The organism is Paenibacillus polygoni (assembly GCF_030263935.1).
Lineage (GTDB): Bacteria > Bacillota > Bacilli > Paenibacillales > Paenibacillaceae > Paenibacillus > Paenibacillus polygoni.
In genome coordinates this window covers 3,850,103-3,872,398 of sequence record NZ_CP127162.1, presented here as the reverse complement: position 1 = coordinate 3,872,398, position 22,296 = coordinate 3,850,103, and the positions used below count along the sequence as shown (strand labels likewise).

16 protein-coding genes and 2 pseudogenes are annotated in these 22,296 nt (G+C 41.9%); 15 read left to right on the top strand and 3 right to left on the bottom strand.

What is annotated here, in order from left to right:
- Positions 1–9: 9 nt before the first annotated feature.
- Positions 10–969, bottom strand: a complete 960-nt coding sequence (locus tag QPK24_RS18520) for a DMT family transporter (protein ID WP_285743674.1) — start codon at positions 967–969, stop codon at positions 10–12.
- Between the two features lie 207 nt (positions 970–1,176).
- On the opposite strand from QPK24_RS18520, the gene QPK24_RS18515 reads away from it, so the two are divergent.
- Together QPK24_RS18515 and QPK24_RS18510 are read left to right on the top strand one after the other, a co-directional pair.
- Positions 1,177–1,593 carry a hypothetical protein gene (locus QPK24_RS18515; protein ID WP_285743672.1) on the top strand — a complete coding sequence of 139 codons (417 nt, stop codon included), beginning with the start codon at positions 1,177–1,179 and terminating at the stop codon, positions 1,591–1,593.
- 84 nt (positions 1,594–1,677) lie between these two features.
- Positions 1,678–3,105 (top strand): aldehyde dehydrogenase family protein, encoded by a 1,428-nt coding sequence (locus QPK24_RS18510; RefSeq protein WP_285743670.1) that lies wholly within the window; start codon positions 1,678–1,680, stop codon positions 3,103–3,105.
- Positions 3,106–3,259: 154 nt separating this feature from the next.
- Here the strand turns inward: QPK24_RS18510 and QPK24_RS18505 are convergent, their stop codons facing one another.
- The gene (locus QPK24_RS18505) at positions 3,260–3,691 is read right to left on the bottom strand and encodes a DnaJ family domain-containing protein (RefSeq protein WP_285743668.1); all 432 of its coding nucleotides are present in this window, start codon (positions 3,689–3,691) and stop codon (positions 3,260–3,262) included.
- Positions 3,692–3,813: 122 nt separating this feature from the next.
- On the opposite strand from QPK24_RS18505, the pseudogene QPK24_RS18500 reads away from it, so the two are divergent.
- Positions 3,814–4,374: pseudogene (locus QPK24_RS18500) on the top strand (AAA family ATPase).
- A gap of 36 nt (positions 4,375–4,410) precedes the next feature.
- On the opposite strand, the gene QPK24_RS18495 reads toward QPK24_RS18500, so the two are convergent.
- A complete protein-coding gene (locus QPK24_RS18495) occupies positions 4,411–5,469 on the bottom strand; it encodes a hypothetical protein (protein ID WP_285743666.1) in 1,059 nt (352 codons plus the stop codon).
- Between the two features lie 256 nt (positions 5,470–5,725).
- Here QPK24_RS18495 and QPK24_RS18490 point away from each other — a divergent pair, with 256 nt between their 5' ends.
- The 12 genes and pseudogenes from QPK24_RS18490 to QPK24_RS18425 all read left to right on the top strand — a co-directional run bounded on the left by QPK24_RS18490 (position 5,726) and on the right by QPK24_RS18425 (position 22,269).
- Entirely contained in the window at positions 5,726–6,007 is a 282-nt protein-coding gene (locus tag QPK24_RS18490; RefSeq protein ID WP_285743664.1) for a DUF6509 family protein, read from the top strand.
- Between the two features lie 72 nt (positions 6,008–6,079).
- Positions 6,080–6,676: an FtsX-like permease family protein gene (locus tag QPK24_RS18485; RefSeq protein ID WP_285743662.1), complete on the top strand. Its 597-nt coding sequence runs from the start codon at positions 6,080–6,082 to the stop codon at positions 6,674–6,676.
- Positions 6,677–6,729: 53 nt separating this feature from the next.
- Positions 6,730–10,170 (top strand): glycoside hydrolase family 2 TIM barrel-domain containing protein, encoded by a 3,441-nt coding sequence (locus QPK24_RS18480; RefSeq protein WP_285743660.1) that lies wholly within the window; start codon positions 6,730–6,732, stop codon positions 10,168–10,170.
- Positions 10,171–10,306: 136 nt separating this feature from the next.
- The gene (gene sigK / locus QPK24_RS18475) at positions 10,307–11,008 is read left to right on the top strand and encodes an RNA polymerase sporulation sigma factor SigK (protein WP_285743659.1); all 702 of its coding nucleotides are present in this window, start codon (positions 10,307–10,309) and stop codon (positions 11,006–11,008) included.
- Positions 11,009–11,280: 272 nt separating this feature from the next.
- Positions 11,281–12,612: an ABC transporter substrate-binding protein gene (locus QPK24_RS18470; RefSeq protein WP_285743657.1), complete on the top strand. Its 1,332-nt coding sequence runs from the start codon at positions 11,281–11,283 to the stop codon at positions 12,610–12,612.
- Positions 12,613–12,833: 221 nt separating this feature from the next.
- Complete coding sequence (locus tag QPK24_RS18465) at positions 12,834–13,796, top strand: carbohydrate ABC transporter permease (protein WP_285743655.1); 963 nt, start codon at positions 12,834–12,836, stop codon at positions 13,794–13,796.
- On the top strand, positions 13,793–14,635 hold the full coding sequence (locus QPK24_RS18460; protein ID WP_285743653.1) for a carbohydrate ABC transporter permease: 843 nt from the start codon (positions 13,793–13,795) through the stop codon (positions 14,633–14,635). Before QPK24_RS18465 ends, QPK24_RS18460 begins: the two co-directional genes overlap by 4 nt.
- 99 nt (positions 14,636–14,734) lie before the next feature.
- On the top strand, positions 14,735–16,474 hold the full coding sequence (locus QPK24_RS18455; protein WP_285743651.1) for a cache domain-containing sensor histidine kinase: 1,740 nt from the start codon (positions 14,735–14,737) through the stop codon (positions 16,472–16,474).
- A 152-nt stretch (positions 16,475–16,626) separates the two neighbouring features.
- The gene (locus tag QPK24_RS18450) at positions 16,627–18,243 is read left to right on the top strand and encodes a response regulator (protein ID WP_285743648.1); all 1,617 of its coding nucleotides are present in this window, start codon (positions 16,627–16,629) and stop codon (positions 18,241–18,243) included.
- A 266-nt stretch (positions 18,244–18,509) separates the two neighbouring features.
- A pseudogene (locus tag QPK24_RS23610) lies at positions 18,510–20,219 on the top strand (carbohydrate-binding protein); the annotation flags it as partial.
- Positions 20,211–21,275, top strand: a complete 1,065-nt coding sequence (locus tag QPK24_RS18430) for an S-layer homology domain-containing protein (RefSeq protein WP_285749426.1) — start codon at positions 20,211–20,213, stop codon at positions 21,273–21,275. The pseudogene QPK24_RS23610 and the gene QPK24_RS18430, both read left to right, overlap by 9 nt.
- A gap of 283 nt (positions 21,276–21,558) precedes the next feature.
- Entirely contained in the window at positions 21,559–22,269 is a 711-nt protein-coding gene (locus QPK24_RS18425) for a metal-dependent hydrolase (RefSeq protein WP_285743646.1), read from the top strand.
- Positions 22,270–22,296 lie beyond the last annotated feature (27 nt).

Here is a 22,296-nt window from a genome sequence, read left to right as displayed (position 1 = left end):
GCTTACGCGTTATCCTTTGGTTTGAGGAATGGGACTTATCGTATTCAAGGGATCTACTGCTTCTACCAGGGGTATAGTCTCTGCATCAAGAGGTTCACTACCATACCGAAGAAAAAACCATACCCCGGCAAGTATAATTACTCCCGCGATAAGCTGCAGGATGGTCAGCGCTTCTCCAAGCAGTACCCAAGCGAGAAGAGATGCAATCACCGGTTCTCCAAGTACAGACATGGATACAGTGGTTGCATTCATTACTTTTAGCAGCCAATTAAACAGGTAGTGACCGAGCAAAGTAGGTACAATCGCAAGAAGAAGGAAGATTCCCCATTCGCGAGCATCGTATCCTGTAAAAGGAATCTGGTTTCCCGCGTTATACACGGCCAGGGAAGAACCTGCGAATAGGAACACCCAGAAATTATAGACAAAAGCACTGATGTTCTTTCGCGCATATTGCCCAATAATCATATGTATGGCTACCGCAATCGTGCCAAGCAAAGAGAGAAAATCACCTTTGAGTGCATGCCCAGATACCTGGAAATCACCCGCTCCAATAATGACGGAACCGGCTACAGCCATTCCCATGCCTATGAGCATCATACGATTGGGTTTGGCAGCGAAAATCCACATGGAACCCAGCATTACAAGAATCGGTTCAAGTGTCAGAATGACCGTAGAACTGGCTACAGTAGTCAGCCGTAAGGAGCTCATCCATAATAAAAAGTGGAGTCCAAGCATGATGCCGGAGATACCAAGTGTCAGCCAATCTTTTTTGCTTAATCGAAAGATGTCATGGCGGTACTTATAGAGCAGTGGAGTCATCAATAGATTTGTTAAAAAAAGCCGATACATGGCAACGACAGATACTTCCGCCTCAGACCATTTTACAAAAATAGAGGAAAACGATATGGCAACAATGCCAATAATATAAAGCAGTTCATACTTACTAAATGACCGTCGTTCACTTTGCATTTCTTCTTCTCCCAATCCAATGTATGTATTGTCTCTAGATGTATATTAAAAATCACCTGCAACCTTTCATATTATACCGATAAAAAACAAAGCCGAAAAGCAAAAAAACAAACTTGAAATGCACCCCCTCTTTACGTGATATGATTGAACCCATCATTTTCCGTGTAATGAAAAGTAAGCTTAACTCAGGATTGGGAGGATAAACTTATGAAAAGACGAAAACATCATTCGACGTTGTTAACGGGAAGTATTTTGATGTTAGCTGTGGCTACTTTTAACGCAGAACAGGCGGCGGCTGCAGAGCTCAGTACAGCAGACTCCCCTGAAAAGCCGATTATATATGAAACAACTTCAGAGACGACTCAAAATAAAACCGAGATCAAAACAAGTGAATCTAATAAAATAGAAGCTAAAGCAATTTACACCGGTCTTGCGGATCCACATACTGCGGAAATTGAAGTAAATGGGGAAGCTATCTGTTTTCAACTGAAGGAAGGCATCATGGAGAAAGTGGAAGCTTGGGATGCTGAGACGTCTGTAGAAATTACTTACAGCATCAAGACCTTTGCTGGTATGCCAGATGTGAAGCAGTTTATTCTGCATAACATAAATCAAGTGAAATAATTATATTGAAGAATCAATACTTATATCTCATCTTTAAAACAGTTCCGGTGTGGGAACTGTAAATGCGAAACGGAGGAACCAAAAATGAAAACGATTACATTAAACAAACCTATGGGCATGTTAATTGACGGCGAGTATGTTCAGACGAAAAAAACGATTCCCGTAATTAATCCTTCCAATGAAGAGGTCATCGCTGAAGTTCCTGATGCCTCACGTGAGGATTTAGATAAAGCGGTTGCAGCAGCCAGGGAAGCCTTCCCTGCTTGGTCGAGCAGACCAACGGAGGAACGTGCAGAACTGCTGATGAAACTAGCGGATGTAATAGAGAAGAACAAAGAAGAACTAACAGAACTGCTTATGAATGAGAATGGGAAGCCGCTTCAGGCAAGCCAGGCTGAGATGGAAGACTCGATTCGGTGGTACCGGGCAATCGCTTCGCAGCGTCTAGAGGAAGAGATCTTGGAGGATTCCGAAGTACATAAGGTGGTACTGCAGTATGTTCCTCTTGGTGTAGTAGGGGCTATTGTTCCATGGAATTATCCTATGAATTTGGCGGCTTGGAAAATTGCACCGGCACTCCTTACCGGGAATACACTCGTTGTTAAACCATCTCCTAATACACCGCTTTCTACCCTTCGTATGGCAGAACTCGCTAAGGATTTATTCCCTAAAGGAGTACTGAATGTGATCTCGGGTGGTGACGATCTAGGTCCTTGGATGACAGCGCATGAAGGAATGGATAAAATCTCTTTCACAGGGTCAACGGCAACAGGGAAAAAAGTAATGAAGAGTGCATCAGACAATCTAAAACGAACAACCCTTGAGCTAGGCGGGAATGATGCCGCGATTGTACTGCCTGATGCAGATCCGAAGCAAGTGGTTGAAGGGTTATTCTGGGCAGCTTTTGCGAATACAGGACAAGTATGTGTGGATGCAAAACGACTTTATATTCATGAAAAGATGTATGATGAAGTGCTGGAAGAAATGATCACTTATGCGAAGACGATTCAGGTAGGAGATCCTTCTGATCCGAAGACGGGTCTAGGTCCGTTGCAGAACAAAATGCAGTATGACAAGGTGAAGGAACTCATTAAAGAGACAAAAGACAGCGGAGCCCGGATTGCTTATGAAGGAGAAATTCCTGCAGGTAAAGGATATTATATTCCTGTTACAATTGTAGATAATCCACCAGAAGATTCTCGGCTCGTTCAGGAAGAGCCGTTTGGCCCCATTGTACCGCTTTTAAAATATAAAGATATGGATGAAGCGGTACAGCGTGCTAATCATACGAAGTATGGTCTTGCCGGTTCTGTCTGGGGCAAAGATTTGGAGCTGGCGTATGATGTGGCTTCACGCCTAGAAACAGGAACAGTCTGGATTAATGAATCTCAAGTCATGCAGCCTGACTTCCCTTTTGGCGGCCATAAAGAGTCTGGGATTGGCGTAGAACACGGTAAATCAGGACTTGCTGCTTTTACGAATTCTAGAACGGTGATGATTAAGAAAAAGTAACGTTATGATAATGGAATAAGCGGAATAGGTTAAACTGCTGAGTTTGAACTGCACCCCCAATGTTAGATATCAACTAACATTGGAGGTGCAGTTTTTATATGGCTGAGTTTAATTCAGCACAGCCGTTTTTATGATGGCAATGGGATGAACTATATTATCGCCAGTGATTTTCATATTTGATTTCAAGTGTTTGCTCGGATACAAATCCTTTTTGTAGAACAGGATTTGGTACTTTTTTATTATAGTTTTTAATCTTTTCATTAAGTAGTTCAATCTCGATCTCTACTTCCCCTGGGTTAATATGATTCATTTTATGAATGAGGAGTTTCATTTCTTCTGCAATTTCTTTTCTAAGCTCAACCCAGGGAGGGAGGTAATTTGCGTTCTTTAGAACACCGGACAGTGCATCCCCCTCTGGAACCTTTAGAGGTTTTCCCATTCCTGCCAGATCATCAAAACCTCCACGTTTAGCGAAGTCTTCAATGGCATCGTTAACCAAATATACGCTTGGGCTTTGATGCGATTCTGGCTGATGCTTTTCTTGTTTTTGGGCTTCTTTATCTTTTGGTTCTTTTTTCGAGAACATATCTGTTTACCTCCTACTAAAACATTATTTTTCACAGATGAAGTGGCAATTTCATTACTTGAACCTTACCATAATCCATAAATAATAGGAATAATATGGATATAATTTAGAAGGGATAACCAATGAAATTCGTGATCATCTTTGGTCCGCAGGCCGTTGGTAAAATGACGGTAGGGCAGGAATTAGCCCGTAAGACAGGAATGAAGCTTTTTCATAATCATATGACGATTGATTTGGTTTCTAATTTTTTTAGCTGTAGTAGTCCCGCGGGGAAACGGCTGGTGAACTTGTTTCGAAAAGAGATTTTTGAAGAGGCAGCAAAAAGTGATCTTGCGGGTCTCATCTTTACGTTTGTATGGGCTTTAGACCTTCCTGAGGATCGAGACTACGTGGAGAAGATTTAGTAGTATTTTCACCTCGCAGGGGGCATCCATATATTATGTTGAACTAGAGGCAGATACGGAGGAACGGCTGAGACGCAACCAAACACCGAATCGACTTGAACATAAACCAACCAAGCGGGACATCACTTTTCAAAGCAGGATTTACTGGACACGATGAAACAGTACCGCCATAATTCGCTAGAAGGAGAGTTTTCGGAGTAAAATTATATGCGGATTAATAACACTCAGGTCGATGCTGAAAATGTGGCCAATATGATTATAGATCGTTATAAATGGTAGCAAAAAGACATTCCAAAATGGAATGCCTGTGTTCAATTATAGTTGGCTTCTCCGGTTCATCCGGCTAAGCTGTTTTTCAAGTTTGGCAAAACTTTCAGATAGAGAGTGGATTTCCTGCTGTTGAATTGAGACCAGATGGAGTACATCATGTAGACTTCCTTTATTGTATTCGGTCATATCTACTGTTATTTCTGTTGCCGCTCCAAGATCCTGTAACATGGATTTCATCTCACAAAGAGCCACTTCTACAGGTGCAGTTACTGTTAAATCTATGGTTGTAGCTGAGGAAGAAGAGCTTTGTTGATGTGGTAAAAGGGTGGGTATTAATAGATTGTTAATCTGCTCATTAACCTGATTGAACTGATTAGCTAGCAGCAAAGATTGTTTGTTCTGCATTTCAAACGATTCAATGATGTTTTCGATGGAAGATACAATCTCAATCGATCGTTGATTGGTTTCATTTGTGGCAACCTGTAAGTCATTCTGATACTGATTCGCAGCCTGAACGGATTCTGTAATTTTAGTCAGCATCGTTTCCATTGCGCTTTTGGCTTCTAATGCTCTTTGTTTTTCTTGTTCTTTTTCCTGCTGTAACGTGTTATTAAACTGCGCATACATCAGATTTACGACAGATACCAAAGTAAAAGTTATGATATAGAAAAGAAGGTCCTGAACATCTGTGGAATGAAATATATTTTCTCCTTGAGTAAAAAAATAGAAACATAAGATCGACAAGGTAATGAGCAGGGTGAGTGCATTAATCACTCGATCCTGGTAGATGCCCATGATGGCCACATAAAAATACATCGTCATAATATTGATCATATGAGGATCGACCTTGATTAATAAAAATAAAGCAACACCACTAATGAGGGTAATAAAGTATTTTATGTAAGGAACAGTCCGAGTGAATTTTGGATGATTCGATAGAAGTGTCATAGGCACAATAATGAGAAATATGGTACCCATTACTAGAAGTATAAATTGGAGTGAGATCCCAATTGTAAAACTAAGCATTTCGTTTACTGTGCTAACTGCTGCAAGGACAAAAACCAAGCGGTTATTTCTTTTTTTTGTGAGTTCAATGTCAGTCACAAGTAGACACCCCTGTTTCTCCCAAGGCAATTCTGTCTTAAAATCATCCTATACTGGTAGATAGCCATTGGTTCTTTCTCCTCCTGCTCCTATGGATTGCTATGTAAAGTATATCGGAAAATGTCGAAAAAGACTGTAGTTTTATGCAAATACCAAGCTTTCCGTTTTAAAGAAGGGTTCCGAGGGATAGTATGAGTACATAAGATCAGTTATAATGAATCTTTTAAGACAGGCAGAAAGGGTGACATAAAATTATATGTTAACAATTACAGAATTTGAGGTACAAGAAATTAACGACCCCTTTGGTATTGTAGAAGGGTCTAGATATGAGTTCCAAATCGTAATTGATCCAGAGGAAGATGATGAGTTGTACTCTGAGAATGGGGTTTACATTCGCGTTATTTATAGAGCGGACGAGCCTAAAGATGGAATTATTAAGTACGAATTGTATGAAAATGTAACCGAAAAATATCTTGACTTTGATCTTGAAGAAGATGAATTGGCCGTGCTTGAAACGTTCTGCAAAGAACACATCTAATTGTCGTTTAAGTAACGACATGGTTAATAAAGCATATTCTGAACAGCGTAAAGGCTGTGAAGGGTATGCTTTTTGTTTTTTCATCCTTTTTCTAGATGGAATGGGTATATAGGTTATGATGGCGAAGCAAATTCTTCAGAACCTCAATATATTCGGAAGAAGTCGAGTTTAGGCTACAATGAAATAAATGAAAAGCATAGAAATTCGTTGTTAGCAGCAACGATGCAGACGTTATTAGATGCCACATTTAAACAAGCGGTAGCCTCTTTGCTTCTGCCGATGAGCATGATGGGGTTGTTGTTCACCGGAGTAACGATTATCATCATATACAGTATCAGTCGAATGACCATTCGAAAAGAAAGCAAAACCTACGGTATTTATAAATCGATTGGATTATCTTCACAGGATCTTCGATTATCGATTTCGATAGGGCTGATCGTTCTTTCTGCTGCGGGAGTCATCATTGGTATTTTACTGGGTGTTTATTTACTTCCGAGCTTGCTTGGGACGATTCTATCGGATTATGGGATTGCGGAGCTTCCTTTGATTTTGCACTGGGGAGGAGTTCTTTCTTTTGCGGCTGTTACCTTCATTGCGGTAGGAATAGGTTCGTGGGCTTCCTCAAGAGTAATCGCTGCCACATCTCCACGAATTCTTGTTATTGATTAGTTCGGCATTAATCGAGAACACATTATAGGGTGGAAGAAAGGGAGATATGCACAGTGAATCATAAGAAATTGTTTAACGATAGCTGGGAGTTTTGTAAGAGTGATTTAGAAACAACGGCTATAACAGAGCTTGATTTTGAACCGGTAGATATCCCTCATGACTGGTTGATTTATAACACATTAGATTTATATGAAAATAGTATTGGATGGTATCGTAAGCGCTTTACGATATCGAAGAAAGAGAAACATACGCTAATCTGCTTTGATGGCGTTTATATGGACTCTACTATTTATGTGAATGATACGTATGTGGGAGAATGGAAATATGGCTACTCCTCCTTTGAATTTGAGATCACCGACGCGCTCATTGAAGGGGAGAATGAGATTCTCGTGAAAGTCGTGCATCAAAGTCCTAACAGCCGTTGGTATTCGGGAGCGGGCATGTATCGCAATGTATGGCTTAAGACAAGAGAAAGCAGTTATATCGAGACAAATGGAGTGTATATACACACGAATCAAGAAGGGCATAAATGGAGTATTGAAATTGACACTGATCTACATAGCGCAGGGGAAACTCAGCTATTACATACATTGCTGTACAAAGACCAAATGATTACGAATGGTGTAGAGGTAATTCCTGAAAAGAGTGAAGCGGTTTCAAAAGTAAGTCAAGTTCTCTATACCGAAAATCCTTTGCTATGGAGCACAGATGAACCGCATTTGTATCAGCTGAGAACCGAATTATTATGTCTCTTGCCAGGTGATGTAGCGGAGAAGGAATGGAAGGTTATTGAAAGCATCACTCAGAACATCGGATTTCGAACACTAGTCATGGACCCTCAGCAAGGGTTGAAGTTAAATGGCGAGAAGATGAAGCTGAATGGGGTATGCGAGCACCATGATTTGGGCGCATTAGGGGCAGCGTTTCATGTAACGGCACTGCGAAGACGATTTGAAATTTTGAAGGATATGGGTGTTAATGCCATTCGGACAGCACACAATATGCCTGCAGTAGAGTTTATGGATTTAGCCGATGAGATGGGAATGCTGATTGTCTCGGAAGGTTTCGATATGTGGGAACGACCCAAGACGACCTATGACTATGCACGTTTTTTCAAGGAATGGGCACCGATTGATGTGAAAAGCTGGGTCATGCGGGATCGTAATCGTCCAAGCCTGCTGATGTGGAGTATCGGCAATGAAATTTATGATACGCATGCAGATAAGAGAGGACAAGAAGTAACGAAGATGCTGATGGAAGAAGTCCAACTTCATGATTACAAAGGCAATGCCAAAGTGACGATCGGCTCAAATTATATGCCATGGGAAAACGCACAGAAATGTGCAGATATCGTGAAGTTAGCCGGCTATAATTATGCAGAAAAATATTATCATAAGCATCACGAAGAGCATCCGGACTGGATCATCTACGGCAGTGAGACCGCATCGGTTGTCCAAAGCAGGGGGATCTATCATTTCCCATTCGAACAATCCATTCTGGATGATGACGATGAGCAGTGTTCAGCACTCGGGAACAGCACGACGAGCTGGGGAGCAAAGTCGGCAGAAGCATGCATTATCGCTGAAAGAGATGCGCCTTTCTCGCTGGGACAGTTTATTTGGACAGGGTTTGATTATATTGGTGAGCCGACACCGTATCATACAAAAAATTCGTATTTCGGACAAATCGATACGGCTAACTTTAAGAAAGACGCTTATTATATCTACCAAGCTGCATGGACGGATTATAAGAAGAAGCCCATGATTCATATTTTCCCCTATTGGGATTTTAACCCGGGTCAAATCATTGATGTTCGTGTCTGCTCGAATGCACCAAAGATTGAACTTCAGCTCAATGGGGAAACGGTAGGAACCTATGAAATTGACCATGAGCACGGAGATCAGCTGGTAGGCTGGTGGAAAATCCCTTATGAAGCGGGAGAACTGAAAGCGATTGCTTATGATGAGTCAGATCAAGTGATTGCGGTCGATGTGAGAAGATCCTTTGGTGATGCGAGTAAAATCGGTTTGAAGCCGGATCAGAATACGGTTACAGCAAATGGAACCGATGTCGTTTACATCGAGATTTTGATGGAAGATGAGCATGGGTATCCGGTAGAGAATGCGAATAGCCGTGTACATGTACAGGTTACAGGAGCCGGGCGCTTACTAGGCTTAGACAATGGGGACAGTACAGATTACGATCCATACAAGGGTACAACCCGAAGATTGTTCAGCGGTAAACTGATGGCGATTATTGGAACAACGCTAGAGCCAGGTACGATCAAGGTGGAAGTTTCATCAAAAGGGTTAGAAAGCCAAAAGATCGAAATTACATCTCTGCCGGCAGATGAGAGCATATTAGATGGCATTTCTGCAAGTACCCAAAACAAAGAGCTGCAGCCTAATCTTGGAATGGTAGATGAAATTCCTCTTCGCAAAATTGAACTGCTGAGTCCTTCTGGGCAACAGTTTGATGAATCGACAAAAGAGATGACGGTGCAAGCTAATTTATTCCCTGCGGACACATCGTATAAAGATGTAATTTGGAGTGTGGTGAATGATGCAGGGATTGAGTCTAGTCTAGCCCGAATTGAATCCTTTGGCCAAGAAGCGAAGATTACGGCACTCGGGGATGGAAGCTTTCGAGTCCGCTGTATGAGTAAGAATGGCTCGGATAAGATCAGAATAATATCCCAGTTGGAATTTACTGCAACAGGTTTGGGTACTGCTTTTAAAGATCCGTACAGCTTTATTTTTGGAGGGCTTCACGATGAAGTGAAAGGGGAAGTCGGCAATGGAAATGAACGCGGTGTAGCGACAAGCCGAGATGGAGAGACGGAGGTCTGCTATCGTAATATTGATTTCGGCGCCTATGGATCTGACCTGATCACAATTCCAATCTTTGCGCTGGATGATGATCCTTATGAAATGCAGATATGGGAAGGGATGCCGGGTGAAAAAGGCAGTGAACTGCTGGCTGATGTAATCTATCAGAAAAAATCGCAGTGGAATGTCTATCAAGCGGAAACGTATCAACTATCAAGAAGACTTGTTGGGGTTACTTCTCTTTGCTTTGTTTTGCAGAAAAAAGTGCATATCAAGGGATTCTCATTTGAGAAAAAGAACCGGGCCTTTGAGCTAAATAAGGCGGCAGATTGTGATCGTATTTACGGAGATACCTTTACCTTAGCTGAACAGGGAGTGGAAGGGATCGGAAATAACGTATCCCTTACGTTCGAACAGATGGATTTTGGAGCAGAAGGAGTTTCAAAGCTCGTTATTCATGGAAGATCGCTAATTGATAAGAATACCATCCATGTTCGCTTCGAGGATGAGGAGGGTTCAAACAATCAACTTATCGAATTTTTAGAGTCCGAAGGATACGTGGAACGTGGGTTTGAGCTGGAGAAAGTTACAGGGCTTAAGAAAGTTACCTTTATCTTCTTGCCAGGAAGCAATTTTGATTTTGGCTGGTTCCGTTTTGAACAATAAGGATTGCTGAAATGATATTTTAAAATTTTCGGTAATTAGCTATTTCCGCCGTACAGGCACGAATAGGTGTATGCCTACATACAATGATTAGACGACAAACCAAGAACTGTCCCGAAAATTGTAGGAGGTGTCACCCGTGCCTGGATTATTTACGGCGATTGCACTATTTATTAAAGAGCTTTCCTTGCTGGTGTCTTATGTAAAAAATAATGCATTTCCTCAGCCTTTGTCTGAGAAAGACGAAGCAAAGCATTTAAAGCAAATGGCCGAAGGCGATGCCCGTTCACGTAATTTACTTATTGAACATAATTTACGGCTGGTTGCACATATTGTGAAGAAATTTGATAACACTGGTGAAGATCAAGAAGACCTGATCTCGATTGGAACGATTGGACTCATCAAGGCCATTGAGAGTTTCCAGCAAGGAAAAGGGACGAAACTGGCGACTTTTGCTGCACGCTGTATAGAGAACGAGATACTGATGCATCTCCGCTCCTTGAAGAAGACAAGAAAAGATGTTTCTCTACATGATCCGATAGGAACTGACAAGGAAGGTAATGAAATTACCCTTATAGATATCCTCGGTACCGAAGCCGATGAGGTAATGGATAAGGTTCAGCTTAAAATAGAGAAGAGCAAAATCTATCAGAACCTAGATATTCTCGATGATCGGGAGAAAGAAGTGGTAGTGGGCAGGTTTGGTCTGGTAACCGGCGGAGAAGAACGGACACAACGAGAGATTGCGAAGGAGCTTGGTATTTCGCGGTCCTATGTTTCTCGTATTGAGAAAAGGGCACTCATGAAACTGTATCATGAATTTTATAAGTCGAAGCAGTAACTAAAAAATGTAGGGAATAACCTGTAGGGGGCGATAGGAACGTCTTAATCCTACAGGTTATTTTTTGTGTTATGAAAAGGCAAAGGAAGTTACTGCAGCGGTTCTTGTATTAGAGTCTGGGAAATGAGAAGGCTTTGATAATGCTCGTTCATTTTAAATGATTTCGGTGACATTTTATAATAAATCGTGCATTACTCTCATATAAACCGCGATTATTTAGTGCTACGATACGCTGTAAGAATGATAATTTAGAGAAAACGGGAGGGTTAAAGATGTTTAAGTGGAAGCGTTCTCTTTCGATTTTAGCAATTACAGCTTCTATAGGAATCTTAGCTGCATGCAGCGGAAACGGAGACACAAAGAACAATGCGGATTCCACTGTAAAACCTGCCAACAATACGTCATCGGAACAAACAGCGTCAAGCACTGATCCAGTCAAGCTTCGCATCATGTGGTGGGGCTCTCAGCCGCGTCATGAAGCTACTTTGGCTGCGCTGGATTTGTACACCAAAAACAATCCAAATGTTACATTCGAACCGGAGTATTCCGGAATGGACGGGTATTTGGATAAACTGTCAACACAGGCTGCAGCGAAAAACGCACCAGATATTGTTCAGCTAGATCCGGGCTGGATGCCGGACTGGATGTCTCGTAATCAATTAATTGATTTATCACCTGAAGTGGATGTTAGCAAATTTGACGAAAAACTTCTGTCAGGCGGTCAACTTGACGGCAAGCAATATGCTGTACCGCTGGGTTCAGTAGCATTTGGAATGGTATATGACAAGGCGGCTATGGATAAGCTTGGAGTCGCAAATCCAGAGAATGGGTGGACTTGGGATCAATTCTTCTCTTTGGCTAAGGAATCGAAAACAAAACTGCCAAAGGGTCAGTACTTTACGTTAGACTATGGCGGTAACTACTTTGTATACTCAGCCTACCAATATGCTAAAGGAAAAGGCCAAGTGATTACAGATGATGGACATTTTAATGTGGACCAAGCTACCTTCCTGGAATGGACGAAGAAATTTGATGAACTGCGTAAGGAAGGATTAGTTCCGCCTGCCGACGTCAATGCATCAGATAAAGAAAATGATCCGCAAATGGACTTAATGGCCTCAGGCAAAGTATTGATGCGTTATAGCTTTTCTAATAATCTGGGAACGTGGGACAGCATCAAACCAGGTGCTTATGCCCTTGTAACCATGCCGCGTGCTGAAGAAGCAGGCGGATGGCTGAAGCCGTCCATGTTCCTTGCTGTTACAGAGAATTCTAAGTACGCTGTGGAAGCTAAGAAGTTTATCGACTGGTTCGTAAACAGCCAGGAAGCGGCCGATCTATTGCAAACGTTCCGCGGACTGCCGGCTAATAAAGATATTGCGACTTCCCTCGAAGCGAACATGAGCGAATTGGATAAGGTTGGCTTAGGGCTTCTCCGCGCTACAGAGCCGGATGGCCAGAAATGGTCAGCCGGGGCAGGAGGTTGGACCAACTTTATTGACAAAGATTGGGTACTCGTCCGTGACCAGCTTATGTTTGAGAAAGTCACACCGGAACAAGCCTTTGAGCAGCTGAAGGAAGCTGCACAATCTTACGAAAAATAAGGAAGGAAGAAGCCTGGGACAATGGTGTCCTAGGCTTTTTTAATGATGAAGGTATTGGAGCGAAATTTCTTACATATTACGGCAGAATGGGAAGCGGTAGGTTCCGTCCTTTTTTATATCGTTAAATTTTGAAAGAATTCGAGGATTGCTCTCATTTAGCACACTTTATACCAAATGTATACTTGATGCATACCATTATGAGATCCAAGAGGTGAACACGGATGAATCGTACGACTGCTGCGTCTGCTGAAACTGTCGTTAAAAGTAAAAAAAGACCGTTCTTTCAAAACAAATGGAATGATTCGCTTACAGGTTATTTATTTATTTCTCCTTGGCTGATTGGATTTCTTGCGCTGACAGCATATCCGTTATTCTTATCGCTGTATTACTCGTTTACCAACTATACCTTGATGCAGCCAATCGAATGGATTGGGGTTCAAAATTATGATCGTATTTTTACATCGGATCCGAAATTCATTAATTCCGTAAAAGTAACCTTTATGTATGTTCTAGCTTCCGTACCTTTGAAACTCCTTGCTGCCCTGTTTGTCGCCATGATTCTCAGCAAGGAGATCAAAGGAATTGGCTTTTACCGCACAGCTATTTATTTCCCTTCGCTTATCGGCGGCAGTATCGGGGTATCGCTGCTCTGGCGTAACATTTTTGGTGTTGACGGCATTTTTAACAAGATTATCGGGGTCTTCGGTTTTGAAGGAAAAGGCTGGATAACAAGTCCGGATACAGCGCTAGGTACCTTGATTCTGCTGACTGTCTGGCAGTTTGGTTCTACGATGGTTATTTTTCTCGCAGGGTTAAAACAGATTCCTACTGATTTGTACGAAGCTTCTTCAGTTGATGGGGCGAACAAAATAGTTCAATTTTTCAAAATTACGTTGCCCATGCTTTCACCGATCATTTATTTCAATTTAATTATGGGTGTCATTGGTGCCTTCCAGATGTTCACTTCAGCCTTTGTTATTACGAACGGAGGACCCATGAACTCCACTTACGTGTACGCCTTATATTTATATGAGAGGGCATTCAGTCGTTATGAGCTGGGGTATGCTTCCGCTCTAGCATGGATCATGCTTGTTATGATTGTAATCGCAACACTGCTCATTTCTTATTCATCGAAGTATTGGGTCTTCTATGAGACAGAATCAGGAAGGGGGAAGCGGAAATGACAAGAAGTTGGAAGCCATTAGCTCGTCATATGTTTATGATACTTTTTAGCTTCGTCATGATCTATCCTGTTCTCTGGTGGATTGGAGCATCGCTCAAAGACAGCACAGAACTGACCTCTCCGGGGATTTTTCCGGCCGTTCCGAAATGGAGCAATTTTGTGGAGGGATGGAATTCTATTCCCGGACATACGTTTACCGATTTTTATCTGAATACGTTTGGACTTGAAATTGCGGTTATTGCCACCACCCTGGTGTCTTGTACGCTAGTAGCCTTCGGATTTGCAAGACTTGACTTTCCGCTCAAAGGTTTCTGGTTCTCTATCCTGATGCTTACGCTCATGATGCCGGGTCAGGTGTTAATTATTCCGCAGTATGCCCTGTTTTATCAGCTCGGCTGGGTGAATACGTACTTGCCGTTCATTGTTCCTCACATGCTTGCTGGCGGAGCGGGCGGTACCTTTTTCGTCTTTTTATTAATTCAATTCATACGCGGTATTCCAAGAGAATTAGATGAATCCGCCAAAATAGATGGATGCTCATGGTTCGGTATTTACTGGAGGGTGGTTGTTCCGCTTACCCTGCCTGCAATCATCACGGTAATGATCTTCTGCTTCCTCTGGAATTGGGATGATTTCCTGGGGCATCTTCTTTACCTAAATACGGTTGATAAGTATACGGTAGGTCTTGCACTTCGAATGATTAATGATTCGCAATCTGCGCAGGAGTGGGGACAATTACTCGCAATGTCACTAGTATCTATCTTTCCGGCAACGATTCTCTTTATGTTCCTGCAAAAGTACTTCGTAGAAGGGATTGCGACTACGGGAATAAAAGGATAATATGAAGAAAAGTTCCAATTAAAAATCGGTAGAATGGCGAACCCCCTTCGCCGTTCTACCGTTTATTTTGTTTGATTTTGGAAAGGAAGGTAATCGACTTTGCCCAATCCTTTTAAAAAATGTAAGGTTGACCGTCTTTTCTTCCAAAGTTTTGCTGTCGTACTGATCTTGGTAATTGCAATTACCGCATGGACAAGTTACTCCAATTCGTCCAAAGCACTCGTACAAAACACTTCTTATTATCAGCAACAACTGCTTGATGAACTGAATAATGAGATCACAACCCGGCTCATCATGATTGAACAAATTTCTCTGTCTAGCTCTAGGGATACGGAATTAACTAGATTCCTTCTGAAAAAGCAGGATGATTTTGAGCGTTACCGCAGTCGTGTAAATATAGAAAGCTCACTGGCAAATTTGACGTTTGCGATTCCTTTAATCCAAGGGATTGACCTTTATATGCATAGCCCCATCCTGAGTGAAAGGCAGAATTATATTCAATTTCGGGATTTTGGGTCACTGAATCAGCAGGAGTTTTCAAATTGTCTGGAAAATAGTGATTTCTGCTGGACTGGAGAGTATGCTTTCTTAAGCAACCAGGGAGAGATACCAGTACTCAGCTTCGCGAGAAAAATCGTACGTGATAACGACTATCTCGGTGTTCTTGTTATTCATATCAAGGCAAACGAAATTCGGGAACTCCTCGCTGGTAATTCGCAAGGCTCTAACCGGATTCTTGCCAATATAGAAGGACAGCAAGTTATAAAAGCAGGAAATCCAATTGATCAGTCTGACTGGTCTCAGTGGATCGATCTGAAGAGTGATAAGTCAGGTTATGTTCATTTAAAAGGGACAGCGAACGATGGAGATACACTGCTTGTATATTCTAGATTGAATCATTCGATTTGGACATTGATTGAATTTACTTCGTGGGACAAAATTACGTCAAGCAGCTTAAAGTTGGCAGAATGGATCGGCGTGATAGGTGTTGCTGCCATCCTGCTGATCTTGATCCTAACTCACTTTATCAGCAGACAATTTACAAAACCAATCAAGCAGCTAGTTCATGCGATGAGTATGTACTCTGTTGAAGGGAACAAAGTTGATCTGCCAGATGATTATGAGAATGAATTTGGTTATTTGTTCGCCGGTTATCATAAACAAAATAAACGTATTGAAGAACTTTATCAATCGCTTGAACGCAGGCACGAGCAGCAGCGCAAAGCTGAAATTGAAGCCCTTCAGGCAAATATTAATCCTCATTTTCTGTATAATATGCTGGATCAGCTGAACTGGATGGCAATTGAAGCAGGACAGGAGGAATTGAGCCGTATTTTAGAACTAATGGGCCGAATGTTTCGAATTGGTCTGTCTAACGGGAACAGTTTTATTACGATAGCCGATGAGCTTATGCATATTGAGTGTTATCTGGAAATTCAGCAGCTGCGCTGGGGTGATGGACTGGAATATCGGATTATGGCAGATCAGGAATTGCAGGAATTATTTATCCCCAAACTTACACTTCAACCCTTTGTAGAGAACTCCATTATCCATGGATTTAATAAGCAACGCTATGGTCATATTTTCATCCTGCTGGAGAAAGCCGGGGATGCGCTTCGAGTAATCATTGAGGATGACGGAATGGGGCTAAACCTGCCGCTGGAAGATCAGCCGAAACGCAGTACAGGGGGATATGGGATACGCAATGTCAGAGAAAGAATAGATGCTTATTTCGGAGACACTTACGGCATCAAGTTGAATAATCGTGAAGAAGGCGGTACACAGGTAGAGATTATGTTGCCATTGCTAATGAAACCGTATTCAAACAGGGGGCACTAAACTAAATAAGCTTCTTATCTTTGATAATAGTTCATCCTTTTTCTTTTAACTATATACAAGAGTTTTGGAAGTGGACTGAATCTCAGGTCATAGAATTTTTTTTCAACACAGCTGTTACATTCTTTCAAAATGTAAGGGAGTTGACACGGATTATGTGGAAAATTGCAATCGTTGACGATGAGAATCAAGTGCTGCAGGGGATGAAACGTGCTATTCCTTGGGATCGCCTTGAGTCAGAATGGGCGGGGGATGCGTTAAATGGGAGAGATGGGCTGGAGATGATTCGCACTGCGGATCCCGATATAGTCATCACTGATATTTATATGCCCATTATGAATGGAATGGAGATGGTAGAGCAGCTAAGGAAAGAGGGATACCAGGGTAAGATTATCTTTTTAAGCGGCTATTCAAACTTTGAGCATGCAAGACAAGCACTTAAATTACAGGTTAGTGATTATGTCTCCAAACCGATCAGTATACCCACGCTCACCAAGATATTAGGCAAGGTTATAAAGGAACTGGAAGAAGAAGAAGGAGAACGCAAAAGACAGGGAGAGCTTGAGTTTAAATTGTCGCTGTACGAGCCTTTCATTGAGAAGGAATGGATTCGTTCCGCAGCAATCGGTACTTTGAACCAGGCATACAGGAACATTGCCTATCTTCCACAACCTTATCATTATTGGCTTTCGCGCAGGCACGTGACCGTGGGTATCGATTTCCTCCGTGATGAGCGGGCAGGCAATTTATCCGTAGCGGATTGGAATTTATTCCGTTTTGCAGTCAGTAACATTGCTTGTGAAGTTACACGTAAGTTGTTCCCTGATATGGAATACACTGAGCTTCATAGTACGAGAGCAATTCTAATTCTTCATCCAGAAGAAGATAGCAGAGAGATGCTGGAAAATAGACTTAAAGAGCTTGGAATCAAGCTGGCGAATAGTATCGGCAGTTACCTGAAACTGATCGTACGAATAGGCATAGGGGGACTGAGGGACGTATGGACGGAGATTTCGGAATCAACAGAAGAGGCTTTCCGGGCCATTGATCGAAGCGCGGGAAGGTCCATTACAGCTAGTGAAGTTTATTTTTACCGGGAAGATTATCAATGGGAACAAGAAAAAATCGCTCTTTTTCCGGTCAAACTTTCGTATAAGCTGGCCACTGCAATGAAGTTATCACAAGAGGCAGAAGCGCATCATTTAGTAGATGAATATATGACTCTAATGAAGAATCAAAAAGGAACAACCTCTGCAAATGTTCAGATGCTTGCGGGGGAACTTTGGGGCATTATAACTTATTCCTTATATGAGTCAGGTATGTTGCTGGATGAACTATTTACAGATGAACAGGTAGCTGAGGAGATCGGGAGTCTAGTCGTGCCAGAGCAATTGGAACGATGGTTGAAGGGGAAAATAACCACGATTTGCTCTAGCAGAATGTGGAAAGGAAGCAGTAAACATCGTCAGGTTGTTGATTATATGACCAGTTACATCCATGAACATTATGCCGAAGATCTCACTTTGGCGGAACTTTCCGAAAAAGTGTATATTTCACGGAACCACTTGTCTATTATTTTTAAAAATCTGACCGGTGAAACCTTTAATAACTATGTAACACGGGTAAGAATTGAAAAGGCACGCGAGTTGCTGTTGGAACGGAATATGCTGGTCTATGAAGTGGCAGAGCAGGTCGGATATAAAAATATCCCTTATTTTAGTACTCTATTTAAGAAAGTGACAGGTATGAACCCTACTGAACTAATCAAATAAGTAGTTAAATTGATTTTATATACGCCTCTATCTAGCAAATCTTCTACTATGGAAGGTTTGCTCTTTTTTATAGATTGAAACGCTGAATGTAAGATGTAAAATGTACGGTGCTCATCATATTAGTATTATTTTATAATAGATCGTGCATTACTCTCCTATAAAATCACAAATAAAACTGATAAAATACAACCGACACAAAATGATAGCGCATACAATTGGCGTAGAAAGGAGGAAAATGACTCATTCTATTTCTACATAAAAAGGAGATGAAAGTATTGAAATCAGGTCTTAAGAAGTTTATTTGTACAAGTTTGGCATGGGCAGTTGCAATGCCGCTTATCCTAGCCGTGCAGGCTCCGGTACAGGTTTCAGCTGCTTCCCTGCAGGACGCAGGCATTTCTAATGGAAATGAAGTTATTGTTAATCTTTCTTCAGAAAAACAAACCATCCGAGGGTTTGGAGGTATGAACCACTCTGTGTGGATTAGCGATTTAACACCAAATCAAAGGGAGATTGCTTTTGGCAATGAAGAAGATCAATTAGGGTTATCGATCTTACGGATTCCCATCCATGAAGATAAAAATAATTGGCAAAGGGAAGTCGAAACTGCCAAAAAAGCAATTGAAAAGGGAGCCATCGTCTTCGCTTCCCCATGGAATCCACCAAATGAAATGGTCGAGACTTTCACGATGGGGATAACCTCGGGAAGTGGAACTATTTATGAAGCTGAGGTTAGTACAGATTTGATTCATGCCAAATCAGAGAGTGCCAATTCAGGCTATATCGGGAGTGGTTACATAGAATTTCAGGAATCAACGGATGCGTCTGTTCAGTGGAATAATGTCATTATCGGCAGTAACGGAACGAAAAACGTAAAAATTCGATATGCACTGGAAACCGGAACAAGAATGCTGGATGTCTATTTGAATGGGGAAATAGTGAAGAGTGACGTTACTTTTGAGGCAACGGGAAGCTGGTCAACATGGAAAGAGTTGTCCTTTCAAATTCCTATGACCGTGGGAAACAACAACAAGCTCAAGTTCGTAACCACGGGTACAGGCGGACCTAATATTGATAACATTCATCTTACTGCCTATACGGAGCAAAAAGGTGCGAAAAGATTGAAACATGACAAATATGAGGAGTATGCTCAGTATTTGAACGAATTTGTTTCTTTTATGAAAAGTAATGGAGTAGATTTATATGCGATTTCCATTCAAAATGAACCTGATTATGCACATGAATGGACATGGTGGACTCCGGAAGAGATTCTCCGTTTTATGAAGGAAAATGCTGGGTCTATAAATACGAAAGTAATTGCACCAGAGTCGTTTTCTTATGTGAAAAATATGTCGGATCCCATTTTAAATGATCCGGAAGCGCTTGCGAATATGGATATCCTCGGTGCTCACACGTATGGCACTAATTATAACGATTTTCCTTACCCGCTATTCGAGGAAAAAGGAGCAGGTAAAGAACTCTGGATGACTGAGGTATATTATCCGAATAGTGAGACGAACTCAGCGGATCGCTGGCCAGAAGCATTAGGTGTAGCGGAACATATTCACCATTCCATGGCCGATGCAAATTTCCAGACTTATGTTTGGTGGTACATCCGAAGACATTATGGCCCGATCAAAGATGACGATACCATCAGTAAACGTGGATACAGCATGGCACATTTTTCGAAATTTGTTCGTCCTGGATATGTAAGGGTAGAAGCAACGAAAAACCCAGTACCTGACGTGTTGGTATCTGCTTATAAAGGTGACAACAAAACCGTCATTGTTGCTGTTAACAAGGGAGATTCAGCAGTAAATCAAGGATTTGCTGTAGAGAATGGGTCCGTGAAGAACGTGTCATCATGGGTAACAGATGTCGATAGAAATCTGGAGCCTGGTGCGTCAATCGCTATAGAAAATAATGCTTTTTCTGCTGAGCTGCCTGCGAAAAGCGTAACGACGTTTGTGGCAGAGAATACGGACAGTTCAGAAGAGAAAGATACAACACCGCCGACATGGGCAGCAGGAAGTTCGCTAGAAGCTTCTAATGTAAGCAGTACTGATCTTAATTTAACATGGTCCGCAACTGCATCCGATGATCAAGGTGTAGCTGCTTATCAAATCCATAACGGACTAGATGCAAGTCCAATAACGGTAACGGATGCTGTCTATACAGAAACGGTAACAGGCGCGGTATATAGTTATAAGGTTACTGGACTAAAGCCAAATACAACGTATGAGTTTACGGTGCAAGCAGGCGATGAGGCAGGAAATTGGAGTACAAACGGTCCCAATACTACAGTAAAAACACTCCAAGTAACACCGACACCAACGCCGACACCAACACCGACACCAACGCCGACACCAACACCAACACCAACGCCGACACCGACACCGACACCGACACCGACACCAGCACCGACACCGACACCGACACCGACACCGACACCGACACCAACACCAACACCAACACCAACGCCGACACCTAACTTTAAGGATGTAGGAGAAAAGTTTGTTTGGGCATCTGAAGCCATTCATACGCTGTTTGCCAAGGGAATTATTCAAGGAACATCAGAGACGAAGTTTAGTCCAGAGAAAAATGTAACCCGAGCTGATTTTGTATTGTTGCTGGTAAAAGCATTAGGTCTGGAAGCAACTGCAGATTCTAATTTTGCAGATGTGCGTAAAGATGACTATTATTATGAGGCTCTCGGGGTTGCGAAAAAACTGGGCATTATAACAGGTAACGATGGTAACAAATTTAATCCAAAAGCGGAAATCACAAGACAAGATATGATGGTAATTGCTGCCCGAGCATTAAAGGCAGTTGATAAATTGTCCTCTACAGGAAGCATAAAAGATTTAAGCAGTTACTCAGATGCTTCCAAGGTAGCACAATACGCGATTGAGAGTGCAGCGGCTTTGGTGAAGGAAGGGATTATTAAAGGAAATGGTAAGTTAATAAACCCAATGGGAAAAACCACTAGAGCAGAAGCAGCTGTGATTATTTTCAGAATTTATAGTAAATAGATAACTATTAGTGAGTTATCATAAATAAATATAAAGATTAATCTCAAAGAAGAGGGCATTCATGCTCTCTTCTTTGTTGTATTTGAGAGTTGTAAATGAAATGAGAGGGAAAAAGAGTGACTCCCTACAACTTTGGTTTGCATTTGTATTTGTCGGTTAAATTTGGGTATACCTATACGAACATACGTGCTATAATGGTCAAGATATTTCAGATGGAATGTTAGCTTTCTAAGCGCCGGACACCTCAGACTTATACATATTACAGAAGGGAAGTATTATTGCCATGATGGGTAGAACCCATATTATCGTTGGAACAGGGATATCTTTATCCCTCTTAGAGCTGGGCGGTATACCAATCACGGTTCCTGCAGTGGCTGTTGCTCTCGTAAGCTCCATATTGCCGGATATAGATGAACCGAACTCGCTGCTTGTGACACGTGTAATTCCCAATTGGCTGCTTAGAATTGTTCAGATTGCGCTAATTATTTTGGCGTTAGCTGTTGGTATTTATGGGATGGCTCGTTCACCCTGGAACTGGATCCTTGCTGCGCTGATTGCCACGGTTTCTTTTATGCCTTCCAGGTCGCTGAGGCAGTGGATTATGTTCTTTATTGGACTTGGGCTCATTGTGTATGGTCACTCATTCCATCCGTGGAATTTGCTTGTTGGCAGTCTTTTGATTTTGGCCACCCTTGTTCCTCATAGAGGACTAACCCATACCTTGTATGCAATTGCAGTCTGGACATTTTTACTATACGGGACCACCAAGTCCTATGGAGATGCCGTATGGATTGCCGGAGGATTGTCGTACACCCTTCATTTGTTGGCTGATAGTTTAACAAACCGGGGAATTCGCCCGCTTCCGCCGTTCAAGTGGAAGATTAAATTTAAACTGATGAGTACGGGATCGAAGCAAGGGGCTTGGGTAGAAATCTTTTTTATCGGGGTTACATTTATTATTGCCTGGCTGTCCTTTTCCCCCTTATTTCTATAAGTATCTTTCTCTCGTAAGAATTTTATC

Excerpts from the sequence above, each read along its gene's own strand:
- QPK24_RS18520 (WP_285743674.1), bottom strand. The coding sequence starts at position 969 with ATGCAAAGTGAACGACGGTCATTTAGTAAGTATGAACTGCTTTATATT.
- QPK24_RS18515 (WP_285743672.1), top strand. The coding sequence starts at position 1,177 with ATGAAAAGACGAAAACATCATTCGACGTTGTTAACGGGAAGTATTTTG.
- QPK24_RS18510 (WP_285743670.1), top strand. The coding sequence starts at position 1,678 with ATGAAAACGATTACATTAAACAAACCTATGGGCATGTTAATTGACGGC.
- QPK24_RS18505 (WP_285743668.1), bottom strand. The coding sequence starts at position 3,691 with ATGTTCTCGAAAAAAGAACCAAAAGATAAAGAAGCCCAAAAACAAGAA.
- QPK24_RS18490 (WP_285743664.1), top strand. The coding sequence starts at position 5,726 with ATGTTAACAATTACAGAATTTGAGGTACAAGAAATTAACGACCCCTTT.
- QPK24_RS18470 (WP_285743657.1), top strand. The coding sequence starts at position 11,281 with ATGTTTAAGTGGAAGCGTTCTCTTTCGATTTTAGCAATTACAGCTTCT.
- QPK24_RS18465 (WP_285743655.1), top strand. The coding sequence starts at position 12,834 with ATGAATCGTACGACTGCTGCGTCTGCTGAAACTGTCGTTAAAAGTAAA.
- QPK24_RS18460 (WP_285743653.1), top strand. The coding sequence starts at position 13,793 with ATGACAAGAAGTTGGAAGCCATTAGCTCGTCATATGTTTATGATACTT.
- QPK24_RS18450 (WP_285743648.1), top strand. The coding sequence starts at position 16,627 with ATGTGGAAAATTGCAATCGTTGACGATGAGAATCAAGTGCTGCAGGGG.
- QPK24_RS18425 (WP_285743646.1), top strand. The coding sequence starts at position 21,559 with ATGATGGGTAGAACCCATATTATCGTTGGAACAGGGATATCTTTATCC.